The sequence below is a fragment of the Phytoactinopolyspora alkaliphila genome (assembly GCF_010550695.1).
Classification (GTDB): domain Bacteria; phylum Actinomycetota; class Actinomycetes; order Jiangellales; family Jiangellaceae; genus Phytoactinopolyspora; species Phytoactinopolyspora alkaliphila.
On the sequence record NZ_JAAGOB010000004.1, the window covers coordinates 324,141 to 337,866 of the forward strand.

Annotated in this window: 14 protein-coding genes and 1 riboswitch; of the genes, 10 read left to right on the forward strand and 4 right to left on the reverse strand. The window is 67.3% G+C overall.

Annotated features, from left to right (window positions below; genetic code table 11):
• Window positions 1-183: 183 nt before the first annotated feature.
• Complete coding sequence (locus G1H11_RS09700; protein ID WP_216843612.1) at window positions 184-930, forward strand: GntR family transcriptional regulator; 747 nt, start codon at window positions 184-186, stop codon at window positions 928-930.
• Window positions 931-943: 13 nt separating this feature from the next.
• Here the strand turns inward: G1H11_RS09700 and G1H11_RS25200 are convergent, their stop codons facing one another.
• Window positions 944-1,546, reverse strand: coding sequence for a hypothetical protein (locus G1H11_RS25200; protein ID WP_216843613.1), 603 nt, complete (start codon window positions 1,544-1,546; stop codon window positions 944-946).
• Window positions 1,547-1,844: 298 nt separating this feature from the next.
• Here G1H11_RS25200 and G1H11_RS09710 point away from each other — a divergent pair, with 298 nt between their 5' ends.
• A complete protein-coding gene (locus tag G1H11_RS09710) occupies window positions 1,845-2,108 on the forward strand; it encodes a hypothetical protein (RefSeq protein WP_163818343.1) in 264 nt (87 codons plus the stop codon).
• Window positions 2,109-2,129: 21 nt separating this feature from the next.
• Here G1H11_RS09710 and G1H11_RS09715 read toward each other — a convergent pair whose 3' ends face one another.
• Window positions 2,130-3,530, reverse strand: coding sequence for a trehalose-6-phosphate synthase (locus G1H11_RS09715; protein ID WP_163818344.1), 1,401 nt, complete (start codon window positions 3,528-3,530; stop codon window positions 2,130-2,132).
• A 156-nt stretch (window positions 3,531-3,686) separates the two neighbouring features.
• On the opposite strand from G1H11_RS09715, the gene G1H11_RS09720 reads away from it, so the two are divergent.
• From G1H11_RS09720 to G1H11_RS09740, 5 genes are all read left to right on the forward strand, one after another.
• Window positions 3,687-3,980 (forward strand): DUF3263 domain-containing protein, encoded by a 294-nt coding sequence (locus G1H11_RS09720; protein ID WP_216843614.1) that lies wholly within the window; start codon window positions 3,687-3,689, stop codon window positions 3,978-3,980.
• A 62-nt stretch (window positions 3,981-4,042) separates the two neighbouring features.
• The gene (locus tag G1H11_RS09725) at window positions 4,043-4,642 is read left to right on the forward strand and encodes a LytR C-terminal domain-containing protein (RefSeq protein ID WP_163818346.1); all 600 of its coding nucleotides are present in this window, start codon (window positions 4,043-4,045) and stop codon (window positions 4,640-4,642) included.
• A gap of 47 nt (window positions 4,643-4,689) precedes the next feature.
• Entirely contained in the window at window positions 4,690-5,484 is a 795-nt protein-coding gene (gene otsB, locus G1H11_RS09730; protein ID WP_163818347.1) for a trehalose-phosphatase, read from the forward strand.
• 123 nt (window positions 5,485-5,607) lie between these two features.
• Window positions 5,608-5,713: riboswitch (SAM riboswitch) on the forward strand.
• A gap of 14 nt (window positions 5,714-5,727) precedes the next feature.
• A complete protein-coding gene (gene thrC, locus G1H11_RS09735) occupies window positions 5,728-7,005 on the forward strand; it encodes a threonine synthase (protein ID WP_216843615.1) in 1,278 nt (425 codons plus the stop codon).
• Window positions 7,006-7,007: 2 nt separating this feature from the next.
• Window positions 7,008-7,295 (forward strand): ubiquitin-like small modifier protein 1, encoded by a 288-nt coding sequence (locus tag G1H11_RS09740; protein WP_163818349.1) that lies wholly within the window; start codon window positions 7,008-7,010, stop codon window positions 7,293-7,295.
• 631 nt (window positions 7,296-7,926) lie between these two features.
• Here G1H11_RS09740 and G1H11_RS24995 read toward each other — a convergent pair.
• Both G1H11_RS24995 and G1H11_RS09745 read right to left on the reverse strand, forming a co-directional pair.
• Window positions 7,927-8,082: a hypothetical protein gene (locus G1H11_RS24995; RefSeq protein ID WP_174257515.1), complete on the reverse strand. Its 156-nt coding sequence runs from the start codon at window positions 8,080-8,082 to the stop codon at window positions 7,927-7,929.
• 7 nt (window positions 8,083-8,089) lie between these two features.
• Window positions 8,090-8,737, reverse strand: a complete 648-nt coding sequence (locus tag G1H11_RS09745) for a class E sortase (RefSeq protein WP_163818350.1) — start codon at window positions 8,735-8,737, stop codon at window positions 8,090-8,092.
• Window positions 8,738-9,020: 283 nt separating this feature from the next.
• On the opposite strand from G1H11_RS09745, the gene G1H11_RS09750 reads away from it, so the two are divergent.
• The 3 genes from G1H11_RS09750 to G1H11_RS09760 all read left to right on the forward strand — a co-directional run bounded on the left by G1H11_RS09750 (window position 9,021) and on the right by G1H11_RS09760 (window position 13,710).
• The gene (locus tag G1H11_RS09750) at window positions 9,021-11,438 is read left to right on the forward strand and encodes an Ig-like domain-containing protein (RefSeq protein WP_163818351.1); all 2,418 of its coding nucleotides are present in this window, start codon (window positions 9,021-9,023) and stop codon (window positions 11,436-11,438) included.
• Between the two features lie 186 nt (window positions 11,439-11,624).
• Window positions 11,625-12,092 (forward strand): hypothetical protein, encoded by a 468-nt coding sequence (locus tag G1H11_RS09755; protein WP_163818352.1) that lies wholly within the window; start codon window positions 11,625-11,627, stop codon window positions 12,090-12,092.
• Window positions 12,093-12,240: 148 nt separating this feature from the next.
• On the forward strand, window positions 12,241-13,710 hold the full coding sequence (locus G1H11_RS09760) for an NAD(P)-binding protein (RefSeq protein ID WP_163818353.1): 1,470 nt from the start codon (window positions 12,241-12,243) through the stop codon (window positions 13,708-13,710).
• Window positions 13,711-13,726: the final 16 nt, after the last annotated feature.

A 13,726-nucleotide genomic window follows, 5' to 3' on the forward strand; every position in this document is an offset into this window, starting at 1 on the left:
AATAGGGTCCACAGTGTGGATGATTCTGGGGTGCGGCGTCTAGCCCCAAATGAAACGAGTTGGACAACATCTGGTGGCATATCCCGCCCGACCTGCGAGACTTGAACACTCACGTGGTCATGCCAGCGAGCCGCCGAAGACGCGCCCCAGCTGGTGTGGGTTCGTCGGGATGAAGAAGAAGCGGTGACTTCGGAGGGCAACGTGGCGGCGAAATATCTCTCGATCCGGGACCAGATCCTCGACCTGGTCGCCGAGATGGAAGTGGGTGAGGCCCTGCCTCCGGAACGCACCCTTGCGCCTCAGTTCGGCGTGGCGCGGATGACGCTGCGCAGGGCTATCGAAGAAGTGGTCCGCGAAGGACGCCTCAAGCGCAAGCACGGCGCGGGCACCTTCGTGGCCGGCCCGAAGATCGCCCAGGGGCTGGCTGTCACGTCCTTCTCGGAGGACATGCGCCAGCGTGGCTCGGTGCCGTCCAGCCGCACGCTCGACGCCGGGGAACTACTGGCCGGGCCGAGGCTGGCGAAGCGGCTGGAGATCTCGTCCGGGGAGCCTGTACTGCGGATCGTCCGGCTGCGGCTGGCCGACGACGCACCGATGGCCGTCGAGACGCTGCACGTGCCCGGGCGGGTCGCGCCGGGCCTGGACGGGCGCGCGCTCGACGACGCGTCGTTCTACGAGCTCCTGCATGAGCGGCACGGAATCGTCCTGGCCGGCGGCGTCCAGACCATCGAGGCCACGGTCACCGACGAACCCGAGTCGGAGATCCTCGAAGTTGCCCTGAACTCACCCGCGTTCCTGTTCGAGCGGGTCTCGCGCGCGCGGGACGGCCAGGTGGTCGAGTTCGTGCGCTCGGTCTACCGGGGAGACCGGTATCAGTTCCGGGTCGAGTTGCGGCCGGCCCGCCACAGCACGGCAAGCGAAACCGGCTGAACTCCGGGGTCGCTCATCGGTGTCCGGCTGATTCCTCCGACGGTTCGACGATCTTGCGGTGCCGGCCACCGGACCTGCGCTGCGGCGGCACCATCGGCACCTCGTGTGCGGGCGGCTGATCCACGGCGGACGGGACGGCTCCGGTGTCGGCTGACGGGTCGTCGTCCGCGCTGGGCCACGGCGGCAACTCGTCCTCCTCCGGCGGTGGTGGTGGCGGCGGTGTCGGTGACGCGGCCGGCGCGTCCTGTGCCTCGTGCGGTTCCATGGCCGGCGACGTCGTAGCGGCGGGCTGTGGAGCAGGGGTACGGCCCGGCTGCGTCGCCGCCCGGCGGGCCCGCCGGCCACGGGGAGCGCGCGAGGAGTCGATGGCGCTCTGTAATCGGTCTCCGAGGTCGTCGATCCACTGCACGCTGGTGGCGTCACCGTGCCCGTGCACTGCAAGAAGATCGTCGATGGAGTTCCACAAGCTGGTCGCGGGGTATTCCGAGCACCACCGCAGCGCCACGTGCCCGTCGAAGAACACCACGCCGTAGGCCACCACTCCTACGCCGGAGACTCCGGTGTAGTCGATGTGGCGAACGAGGGCGAACCTGCGAGGGTACAAGCGACCACCCATCGGCGTGAGTTGTAGGAGCGTTGCCGGGACCAGCCGCCTTGCACCCCCGTACCAGTCGGCCGTGTGAAGTCCCGCTTACGCTTGCTCATCTTGCTCGATAGCCGCTCGGCATGTCACGGCGGGTGCAGCGGATGGGACAGTGAATCTCGAGATAATGGGGTATTCATACCATTCGAATCATTTATCGGATGTGAGCGGACTCACATCAGGGGCTCGAGTGTCAACTACCGCGGTCGTGGACCGGTGAAGCCGACGGGATACGGTAATGCGGCGAGTCATACAGGATGAGAGGTACGCCATGATGCAGGGCACCGAGCCGGCAAACCCGAATACCGACCCGATGGTGAGTGACGCAGTGAAAGCCGTGCGCGACCGATTCGGAGCGGTTGGCCTGCGAGGATTGATCGCGCTCGCCACCTCGGAACTCGCCCGGGTGGAGAAGGCGGAGGCCCAGCTGGCCACCATCGAGAACGCCGGGCATGTTGCGGAGCCGGCGCAGCAGCCGATCGATGCGGCGGACACTCAGGCATGGCTGGCGTATACCGAGGCCGACCCCGAGTAAAGTCAGCCCGGGCCGTGGTTGTCAGTCGCCGATGAGGGCGGCCAGAAAGTCGTCGGCCCACCTGGTGATGTCGTGCGTGAGCACGTGCTCGCGGAGTTGCTTCATCCGCTGCTCCGCCTCGGCGTCTTCGATCCGCATGGCGGCCAGAAGAGTCCGTTTGAGTCCGTCGATATCGTGTGGATTCACCAGGAATGCGCCGTCGCCCAGCTCGTCGGCGGCGCCGGCGAACTCGGACAGCACGAGTGCGCCGCGCAGGTCGGTCCGAGCGGCGACATACTCCTTGGCGACCAGGTTCATGCCGTCCCGCAGCGGCGTCACGACCATGACGTCGGCAGTGCGCAGCAGTGAGACCAGCTCGGCGCGCTCATACGAGGAATGCAGGTAGTGGACGGCCGGCTGGCCAATCCTGCCGTACTCGCCGTTCATCCGGCCGACCTGAAGCTCGATCTCGTCGCGGAGCGTCTGGTATGCCTCGACCCGTTCCCTGCTGGGAGTGGCGACCTGGACCATCACGGCCTCGTCGGGAGTGATGTCCTCGCCGGCGAGAAGCTCGCCGAAGGCTTTGAGCCGGTGGCCGATGCCCTTCGTGTAGTCCAGCCGGTCGACACCGAGCAACACGTGCTTGGGGGAGCCGATCTCGTCGCGGATGTGCGCGGAGCGCATCACCACATCCGGCTCGGACACGAGGTCGGTGATCTCGCTGACGTCGATGGAGATGGGGAATTGGCGCGCCCGTACCGTACGCCCGTCGGCGGTGCGGACTCGCCGGTCCTCCGCGGTGGCGTCGGTATAGCGCTCGGTCAGGCTGACGAAGTTGTCAGCCGCACCCTCACGCTGGAAGCCGACGAGGTCGGCACCCAGAAGCCCTTCAAGGATCTGCCTTCGCCACGGCAACTGGGCGAACAGTTCGGTGGGCGGGAACGGGATATGCAGAAAGAAGCCGATCTTGAGATCGGGTCGCAGCTGACGGAGGAGGGCAGGCACGAGCTGAAGCTGGTAGTCCTGCACGAACACGACCGCGCCCTCATCGGCCACCTCCGCAGCGGCCCGGGCGAAACGCTCATTGACCCGCCGGTAGGCGTCCCACCACTCGCGGTGATACTCCGGCGCGACGATCACATCGTGGTACAGCGGCCACAGCGTGGCGTTGGAGAACCCCTCGTAATACCGGTTGATCTCTTCAGGCGACAGCGGGACGGCGACGAGGTCCATGTCGTCCGTCGAGAACGGTGCTGGCGCGTCGTCGGCCGATCCGGTCCATCCCACCCATGCGCCGTCGTAGGCTCGCATCACGGGCGCCAGGGCCGTGACAAGACCGCCCGGGCTGCGCCGCCAGGTGGTTGAGCCGTCGGCCGCGGTGACTCGATCCACCGGCAGCCGGTTGGCGACAACGACGAAGGTGCTCTTTCCAGTGCTTTCCACGTAGCCTCCTCGTCTGTTCTACGGTACCTGCTCGGGATTTCGCCCAGCGCACGGGCGTAGCCAATGATGATCTCCACCGTGCTGCGGCGCCGGAAATCGCCTGCCGAACTGTGTCGCGATGCGTACCCGCCGGCCGGTGTGCTTACCATGGCGAGCATGGAAGCTGTTGCCGATACCGCCTCGACCGCCGCGCCGTCCGGTGCGCTCGACGACCGGGAGCGTGAGCTTCTCGATTTCGAACGGCAGTGGTGGAAGTACGCGGGGTCGAAGGAGCAGGTCATCCGTGACCGCTTCGACATGACGGCTACCCGGTACTACCAGGTGCTGAACGCGCTCATTGACCGCCCCGAGGCACTCGCCCACGACCCGATGCTGGTCAAACGGCTGCGGCGGCTTCGATCCTCGCGCACCCGCGCCCGATCGGCCCGGCGTCTCACGGCCGAGGGCTAGCTCGTGCGATCGGCCTATCCACAGCCGATGGCAACGTCGCGTACCCTACGTATTTTGTGACGATGCGCGAGCGGCTCGATCGGGTATGGCCGTCGCTTGTCGCGTTGGTCGGCACCGTGGGTGTCGTCCTCGCCCTGCTGGTGGTTTTCGGCGACAACACCGGAGACGGTGCCGGTGAGGACGTCGTCGCCAGCGACGACAACGGCGCTCCGGAGGACGACACGGGCGAGGAGTCCGGGACCGACGAACCCGGCGCGGACGAGACCGAGCCCACCGACGAGGCCACCGGCGAACCCGACGGCGATGCCGACGAGGACGGCGAAGACGGCGGGACGGACGAGCCCGGAACCGAGCCGACCCCCGCGCCGCCGGAGCTGCGCACGCCGCTGGGTATCGCGAATCAGACGTCGGTCGAAGGCCTGGAGCTTCAGGCTCGAGACCGGATCGAAGCCGGAGGCTGGGAAGTCGAGGCGACGAGCGGCTTCAACGGCTCCGTTCCCGAGACGACCGTCTACTACCCGCCAGGACTGGAGGAGTCCGCGCAGGCGCTGGCTCGTCAGTTCCCGGAGATCGGGAGGGTCGAGGAGACGTTCGACGGTCTCAATCCAACCCGGCTCGTCGTCGTGCTCGTCGAGGACTACATCGATGAGGTCGAGAGCTGACACCCACCCGGTGACGAGCCGGAACCCATGATGGGGGAACTGACACCTTGGCTGCATACGAGGATGAGCTGGAGTTGACCAGGCCCGGCCTGAGGCCCTTGCTGCCGCGGACCGTCGTGGCGCTCGACTTCGACGGCACGCTGGCGCCCATCGTCGAACGCCCGGAGGATGCCCGGGCTCTGCCCGCGGCGGTCGAGGTGCTCTCGGCGGTGGCCGAACGCGTGGCGCAGGTGGCGATAGTCACTGGCCGTCCAGCTGCCGATGCCGTTCGCCTGGGCGGTCTCGATGACGTGCCAGGCCTTGTGGTCTTCGGTCACTACGGGCTGGAGCGCTGGTCATCCGGTGAGCTCCACAGTCCCGGTGAGACGTCCGGCGTCGCGCTGGCGCGAGAACGCGTGATCCAGCTGGCGGCCAGCCGCCACGGGGTCACGGTGGAGGACAAGGGGCACTCCGTGGCGGTGCACACCCGCCAGGCCGAGGACCCGGAGGGTGCGCTCGATGAGCTGCGTCTGCGGGTATCCGCCATCGCTGACGATGCCGGCCTCCAGGTCACTCCCGGACGATTCGTGCTGGAGCTGCGGCCCCGGGGTGCGGACAAGGGCGTGGCGATCCGGTCGCTGGTCAGCGAGGCGTCGGCCGAGGCGATCATCTATGCCGGGGACGACCTCGGTGACATTCCCGCCGCGGATGCTGTCCGGGAGCTGGGCGCGACCGGTGTCGTCGGCGTGGTGATCTGCAGCGAGTCCGGTGAGGCTGTGCCCGAGTTCCGCGCCCGTGCGGACGTCGTCGTTCCCGGACCTGAGGGTGTGCTGCGCGCTCTGGCGATTCTCACCGCCGAGTGACGTGATCGGGCGGCGGGCGAGACGCGTTTGAGCCTGATGCCTGACATGTGAGACGATTCTGTCTCGCATAACGGACGTTACGCGCGTCGTTGCCTTGGCTCGGCGTACTGTTGCGGCACGTTTTACTCATCCAGAGGGGCAGAGGGACCGGCCCGGTGAAGCCCCGGCAACCACCCGCAACACGGCGGGTTTGGTGCCAAGTCCGGCCCGTTCGCGGGGAAGATGAGGAGGGATCTCGTCGCCATGACCATCACCCAGGAACCCGAAACCACGAGTGCCGGCAAGAACCGCCCCGATCTGGGGCGTGCCACGCACCTGTCATGTCGTGAGTGCGCGGCCACCGTCGAACTCGGACCCCACTACGCGTGCATGGAGTGTTTCGGTCCGCTCGAGGTCGCGTACGCCTATGGCACAGTGACACGCGAGTCCATCGAGGCCGGCCCCGCGTCGATCTGGCGGTACAAGGATCTGCTGCCGGTACCGTCCAACGTCGCCGACATCCCCAACACCGAGCCGGGCTTCACGCCGCTGCTGCGTGCCGACAATCTCGCCCGCGAGCTTGGTATGAAGACTCTGTGGGTCAAGAATGACGCCGCCAACCCCACGCACTCCTTCAAGGACCGCGTCGTGGCCGTGGCGCTGGCCGCCGCCCGAGAGCTCGGGTTCACCGTGCTGGCCTGCCCTTCCACGGGGAATCTCGCCAATGCCGTCGCGGCCGCCGCCGCGCGGGCCGGCATCCGCAGCTTTGTGTTCATCCCGAGCGACCTCGAGCAGCAGAAGATCGTCACCAGTGCCGTGTACGGCACCACGCTCGTCGCGGTGGAAGGCAATTACGACGACGTCAACCGGCTCGCCTCCGAGCTTGCCGGGCAGCATGAGGACTGGGCTTTCGTGAACGTCAACGTCCGGCCCTACTACGCGGAGGGCTCGAAGACACTGGGCTACGAGACCGCCGAGCAGCTCGGCTGGCGGCTGCCACGCCAGGTGGTCATCCCGGTGGCCAGCGGCGCCCAGCTCGTCAAGGTGGACAAGGCGTTCGGGGAACTGGTCTCGCTCGGCCTGGTCGAGGGCGAGCAACCGGCCATCTTCGGCGCTCAGGCCGAGGGGTGCTCGCCGGTGTCCACGGCTTTCAAGGAGGGCCGCAACGTGGTCAAGCCGGTCCGGCCGTCCACCATCGCGAAGTCGCTGGCCATCGGCAACCCCGCCGACGGTCCGTACGTTCTCGACATCACCCGCCGCACCGGGGGCGCTGTCGAGGACGTCACCGACGACGAGGTGGTGGAGGGGATCCGGCTGCTGGCCCGCACCGAAGGCGTCTTCGCTGAGACCGCGGGTGGGGTTACGGTCGCCGTGCTGGCCAAGCTGCTGCGTGAGGGGCAGCTCGACCCCGGCGCCGAGACCGTCATCTTCAACACCGGCGAGGGCTTGAAGACCCTCGACGCCGTCGCGCCCGTCGTCGGGCCGGCAGGAACCATCGAACCGACCACCGAGGCATTCCGCGCCCTCGTCCCGGAGGCATAGACATGAGCGTTGCTGTACGAGTCCCCACCATCCTGCGCACCTACACGAAGGGCGAGTCGGACGTGAGCGTGGACGTCGACGAGGGAGCCACCCTCGGGGACGTGGTGAAGGCGCTGGACGCCGCCTACCCCGGCATCGGTGCGCGGATCCTCGACGACACCGGGGAGATCCGCCGATTCGTGAACGTCTACGTCAACGACGACGACGTCCGGTTCGACTCCGGCCTGCAGACCCCGACGCCCTCCGGCGCCAAGATCTCGATCATCCCCGCGGTCGCCGGCGGCTGCTAGCCGAACCACCACCTCCGTTCGCCACCACCGCAGTTCGTCACCTGATCGTCGATGTGTCGCCTGATCGCTTGGCGAAAGACGATCAGGTGACCTTGTTGCGATGGGCGTAGCCGGTACGACACCTGATCGCCTCCACGATGTGGATACGAAGTGATCAGGTGGCAAAGGACGCGAAGGAATGGGCGTTGGGTCATCTGATCCAAAGGGCCGCCGGGTGTGAAACATCGATCGATGTTCCCGTGGATGACTGTGAGCGTTGACTACGGCACGTGTGCTGGTGGCGCACTCGTGGTGATCACCGTGCGAGTCTGACCGGTGGGGACGTGGTCGTGGTTATCCTTGTGTGAATATCAGCCGGTGGTTTGGCTGGCAGGGTGGCCGTGGGATGGGCCGTGTGAGGAATGCAGGCTCGAGGCGGTCGGAATTCACTCGGCTGGTCCCACGTCGTCGGCATCCGATCCTCACCGGCAGTCGGTCGATTCCTAGACGGAGCGGCCACCGTTGTCAGCTTCCGTCTCGTTGGTGCGGCTCTGCGCTAGCACACCACCGCACACGATCTGTGAGCGTGTCAGGTGACCAACCACGTCGAAGCACCGTGACTACGTCATCTGATCCAAGGGCGTGAGCCGGGTCAGCCGACCGTTACACGGTTGATGTCGAACGTCTCCTCTACCCAAGGGAAGGCCCAGAAGAACAGCCCGGCCACGATCGCCGTAACCACGATCAGATAGATCGCCAGGCGAGCCGGCCAGGGGCCGGGCAGGCGTCGCCATACCCACGCGTACATCGTCCGCCTACCGCTCCTCGGCGCTGACCAGGACGCCGGACGCATACATGCGATGGCTGGAGCCCCAGCGCGGCCAGCAGGTGGTGAGCGTCAGCCGAGCCTCGGTCGGCTCCGCATCGCGCGGACCGTCCTTGTCAGGCACCGGCTTGACCACCCAGCTGTCGCGGATGTCGATCCGGTTGCCGTCCGGATCACCGTTCGGGGCGTTGTCGAGGCGGTATCGGTAGATGCCCTTCGCTGTCTCGATCTCGACGATGTCGCCCTCACGGAGTTCAGGGAACTTGGCGAACGGCTCGCCATGTCCGGAGCGGTGCGCCGCGATGGAGAAGTTGCCGAGCTCGCCCGGGTTGGCGCTGTCCGGGTAGTGGCCCGGTCCGTTCTTCAGGTCGGCGTCCTCGACACCTTCGACGACGATCTTCTCCCAGTTCTCACCGAATCGCTCGATTCGCAGGATTCCGTAGGCGTCACCGAGTTCCAGGCCCTCGTACACGGCTTCGGGCTCGTCGACCTCCGTCTCGATCTGCAGCTCGAACTGGCTGCGCAGATCGTTCTGCGCAGCCGCGGTCTGCAGGCCGGTACCCCAGAGGGTGTAGACGACGAACAGAAGGACCACGGCGCCGGCCGTGAGCATCAGCTCACCCAGTGCGCCGGCCACCGCAGCCAGTGGACTGCGTTTTGGAGCCCTGCGGCGACCCCGCCGCGCCTTGCGATGCATGGCTCGAGCTTAACGTGCGCGAGCCGGTGCCCGCGTCGGCAGAGTCATAACTGTCCGTGAACATGTGTGACGTTGAGTGTCGAAAGGCGTGAAGATCACAAAATGATGACGTGATTCTCCGAACGGGGGATGGACCATGCGGAAAAATCTGCTAGCGTCCCCTCGGCGACTAGTAGCAAGATTCGCTGGTCCTTCCTTACGAAGTACACCCGGGAGATAACACGTGAGACACACTCACCGCAGACGGCTGGCAGCCGCTGTGGCCGCGACAGGTGCCGGTGCGCTGGCCCTGTCCACGGTCGCCTTGCCTGCCGTCGCACTCGAAACCAAACCTGACTCGACCGAGCTCGAGGGCTCGGAGTTCAACCTCCTGTCCACGCTGGTGGAGCCGCTGTCCAGCGGTGTCGAGGCGCTGGGTCAGCTGACCGATACCGACAGCCTCGACGTGGTGGCCCAGCGGGCCGGCATGACGGTGAACCGCCTGACGTCGCTTCTGCAGAACAACGAGGCGACCGTCTCGCCGGGCGGCTTTGTCGCCTTGCTTGACGAGTGGGACCCCGCCGACGCCGCCGATGCCCCTGAGCTTGGTGCCGCGGACGTGCCTGGCGATCCCGTCGCCGGTTCTCGCCCAGGCGCCTCGCACACCATCTTCATCGACTTCGACGGGCACACCATCTCCGGCACGGAGTGGAACGCCAGGTACGACGTCGCGAGCATCGAGATCGACGCGTACAACGTCAACGACGAGTTCAAGCAGGCCGTGTGGGAGCGGATCGCGCAGGATTACGCTCCGTTCGACGTCAACGTCACCATCACCGACCCCGGTGCCGACGCGTTGTGGAAGACCTCGAACGACGACAACCAGTACGGCTCGCACCTGTTGGTCATCCCTGACAGCAGTGACCTGCCGGCTGGCATGCAGGGCTACGGTGGCCTGGCCTGGGTCGGCGGGTTCGGCTCGCAGCACCTCAGCCCAGCGCTGGTGATGGCGGACAACCTCGCCAACAACCCCGCCTACATCGCCGACGCCGGCTCGCACGAGGTCGGCCACAACCTGGGCCTCGAGCACCACGGCATCGCCGGCGACGAGTACTACTACGACACCCCGGCTGACCCGAGCGCGCTGTGGGGGCCGATCATGGGCGCCCCCTATGACGTCCCGCTGAGCCAGTGGTCCGACGGCGGTTACGCCAACGCGACCAACCCGGACCAGGACGACCTCGCCGTCATGACCGACGGTGGCGCGGCCGACTTCTTCCTCTTCCTGTACGACCAGAACGGCGACCGGTTCACCGGTGGGGTCTGCTACTACCGCGACGGTCGGATCGCCACCGACGGTGACCCGCAGCAGGGTGACACGTTCTACGAGCCGGTGAACAACCGGTGCGCCGAGGACGAGTCCGCCCACACCGGCGCTCAGCTGGACGCGCAATGGGAGTTCGTCGACCGCACGTCGTACGCTTCCGACCCGCACGGTGACGACACCGGCGACGCGACGTCGCTGGACAACTCGACCGGTGAGTTCACCGCCGAGGGTGCCATCGTGAACTCAAACGACGCGGACGTTTTCGCTCTGGTCACCAACGGTGGACCCTTCACCGCCGAGGTGGCCCCGGCCGGCAACGGCTCCAACCTGGACCTCAAGATCTCGCTGCTCGACGCTGACGGCAACGTCATCGCCGAGGGCGAGGAGGAGACCAGCTCGCCGCTGCTCGGCCCGGAGGCCGACGGCCTGGAGGCCTCGCTGTCCGAGGACCTCGAGGCTGGCGCGTACTACATCAGTGTCGAGGGCCGCGGCCAGGGTGACCCGGCGAACAACACGCCCTCCAACGGTTCTGGCTACACCGCTTACGGCAGCCTCGGGTTCTACGAGCTGACCGGAACGGCCGAGCCGTTCGAGGCCGCGCCTGTGGTCATCACGGCGCCGGAGGACGGTGCTGAGGTCGAGGCCGCCAACCTGGTGGTCACCGGTACCGCCGAGCCGGAGGCCGAGGTGGCGCTGAGCATCGATGGCGACACCGTCGGTTCGGCCACGGTCGACGCCGAGGGCGCCTGGACCACCACGCTGGAGAACGACCTGCCGTACGGCGAGTCGACCATCACGGCACAGCAGGCGGTGGGCACCATCACGGTTCCCGAGACCGACGAGGTGACCGTCGTCGTTCCGCTCGGCGCTCCGGTCATCGAGCGGCCGGCCGAGGGCGACACCGCCACCACGGCTATGCCGACCTTCTCCGGTACCGGTGTTGCCGGTGCCACGGTCACCGTGACGATCACGTGCGGCGACGCCGCGCAGACCGTCGAGACCGAGGTGGACGAGGACGGCAACTGGTCGGTCAAGCCCGAGGAGGGCCTGCCCAACGGTGACTGCTCCGTCGAGGCCGTCCAGGAGATCAACGGTGCGACCTCCCCGGCTGCCGGACCCGTCAACTTCTCCGTGAACGTCGAGGAAGACGGCGACGACAACGGCGACGAGGGCGGCGACGAGAACGGTGACGAGGGCGGCACCGAGGAAGGCGACGAGGACGGTGACGACCTTCCGGACACCGGTTCGTCCAGCCTGGTCGGCCTGACCGCCGGCGTCGTGCTGCTGGCTCTCGGTGGTCTCCTGTACGCCAGGACCCGCCGGGCCACCGTGTGACACGATGAGGTGCTGAACCTCTAGGTCATTAGTGTTGACCTACCGGGGCGTGGAGATGAGCGATCATCTCTACGCCCCGGTTTCGTTTTGCTGCCTCGGCCCGCCCGGATGGAACCGAATGGCCGTCCGCGACGTCCGATTAGTGTCGATAAGCTGAGCGTGCCAGGGAGGTTGATGGTGTCGTCCATGACGGAACGTCGGAGACTGATCGTCGTCGTCGCGGTGTGCGCGGCGGCCGTCGTGATCGCGGCGGTCGGCGCGGCAGCGATCGGCTGGATGGCGGATCGCGGCGAGACCGTGGTGACGCAGACTCCTGCCGGCGAACCGGACGACTCCGGTGAGGCGAGCGACTCGTCGGAAGAGCCGCGGTCCGACGACGACGCGGAGACAGAGGCGGACGACCCTGACGGCGACACCGGCCAAGAGGAGGCCACCGAGCTGTCCCAGGTCGGTGACGTCTTGCCGGAGTCGATGGGCGGGCAGGAAGCGATCGACTCGCTGGGTGACAAGCTTGAGCGGGTCGCCAAGATGAACAACCGGACCCCGGAGGAGTTGCGTGAGCTCCTGCTCCGGGACAAGACCGTCAAGGTGAGCCCCAACGGCTTCCTCCTGTACGAGGACACCGCCACCCCGCATCAGTCCCCTTCCGAATGATCATGTAAACCATGCCTTCCCGTGGTTCACCACCTCTACAGGCATGGTGGAGCACGGGAAGGCATGGTGATGTTCGGAACAGTCGGTCTCGCGGTGACCCTCCAGCGCCTACGATGGCCGTGGTCGAGAACATGACGGAGGGCGAGACGTGAGCCAGTCGGATCAGTGCGACGTCGTGGTCGTGGGATCAGGCCCGAACGGCCTGGCCGCCGCCGTCACGATGGCTCGAGCCGGCCTCGACGTGCGAGTCTTCGAAGCACAGGCCACACTGGGCGGTGGTGCTCGGACGCTCGATCTCGGCATGGCGCCGGGGTTGATCCACGATGTCTGTTCCGCCATCCACCCGCTCGCTGCCGCGTCGCCGTTCTTCCGCTCCTTCGATCTCCGCGCCCGCGGCGTCGATCTGCGGTTCCCGGAGGTGTCATACGCGCAGCCGCTCGACGGCGGGCGGGCCGGGATCGCCTACCGGAACCTCGACCGGACCGTGGAGGAGCTCGGGGCGGATGGCGGTGCCTGGCGGCGGCTACTCGGCCCGCTCGTCCGGCACGTTGCCGGTGTGGTCGACGCAGCCTTGTCTGACCGCCGCAGTATTCCGAAGGATCCGCTGTCCGCCGCTCAGCTCGGGCTGGCGGTGCTCGAACAGGGCACTCGGCTGTGGAACCGCCGGTGGTCCGAGGAGCGGGCACCGGCGTTGCTCACGGGAGTCGGCACCCACGCCATCGGGCGGCAGCCGAGCCTCCCGGTCGCGGGGACAGCTGTGATGCTCGCGGCGCTGGCGCACACCCCTGGCTGGGCGATGCCGGTGGGAGGCAGCCAGGCGATCGTCGACGCGATGGTGGACGATCTGAAGGCGCACGGTGTGATGGTCACTGCCGGTGTCCCGATCACATCCATGGACGACCTTCCGCGGGCGCGAACTTATCTGTTCGACACCACGCCGCGGAATCTCGTGCAAGTCCTGGGCGACCGGCTACCTGCTCGATACCGCCAGGCGATGGAGCGCTACCGTTACGGCGACGGCGTCGCCAAGGTCGACTTCGTCATCTCCGAGCCGGTGCCGTGGGAGCACCCGTCGGTCGGACAGGCGAGCACCATTCACGTCGGCGGGACCCGGGCGGAGATGGCCCATGCGGAGGCCGAGATCGCGTCCGGCAGGCATGCCGAGCGCCCCCTGGTGCTCGTGTCCGATCCGGCTTTGACCGATCCGCGCCGCGAGGTAGGCGGGCTCCGCCCGTTGTGGACCTATACCCACGTGCCGTCGGGCTCCACGGTCGACGTCGGGCACATCGTCCAGGCGCAGATCGAGCGGTTCGCGCCCGGCTTCGGCGATGTCGTCGTCGCCCGGCGCACCATTACCGCCGCCCGGATGCCGCACCACAACGCGAACTACATCGGCGGAGATTTCGCAGCCGGTGCTCTCACCACGTGGCAGTTGCTCGCCCGGCCGGCGTTGCGTTGGGATCCATGGGCGACGCCCGTGCCCGGTGTGTACCTGTGCTCGTCGGCGACGCCACCGGCACCCGGGGTGCACGGCATGTGCGGCCTGCACGCGGCGCGCCGGGCGTTGCGCGCCCGATTCGGCATCAAGCGGATCCCGGAGCTCTCTCCGGCCTCCTGACGGCGCCCGTCAACGA

Excerpts from the sequence above, each read along its gene's own strand:
- G1H11_RS25200 (WP_216843613.1), bottom strand. The coding sequence starts at position 1,546 with ATGGGTGGTCGCTTGTACCCTCGCAGGTTCGCCCTCGTTCGCCACATC.
- G1H11_RS09710 (WP_163818343.1), top strand. The coding sequence starts at position 1,845 with ATGATGCAGGGCACCGAGCCGGCAAACCCGAATACCGACCCGATGGTG.
- G1H11_RS09720 (WP_216843614.1), top strand. The coding sequence starts at position 3,687 with ATGGAAGCTGTTGCCGATACCGCCTCGACCGCCGCGCCGTCCGGTGCG.
- G1H11_RS09725 (WP_163818346.1), top strand. The coding sequence starts at position 4,043 with ATGCGCGAGCGGCTCGATCGGGTATGGCCGTCGCTTGTCGCGTTGGTC.
- thrC (WP_216843615.1), top strand. The coding sequence starts at position 5,728 with ATGACCATCACCCAGGAACCCGAAACCACGAGTGCCGGCAAGAACCGC.
- G1H11_RS09740 (WP_163818349.1), top strand. The coding sequence starts at position 7,008 with ATGAGCGTTGCTGTACGAGTCCCCACCATCCTGCGCACCTACACGAAG.
- G1H11_RS24995 (WP_174257515.1), bottom strand. The coding sequence starts at position 8,082 with ATGTACGCGTGGGTATGGCGACGCCTGCCCGGCCCCTGGCCGGCTCGC.
- G1H11_RS09755 (WP_163818352.1), top strand. The coding sequence starts at position 11,625 with ATGACGGAACGTCGGAGACTGATCGTCGTCGTCGCGGTGTGCGCGGCG.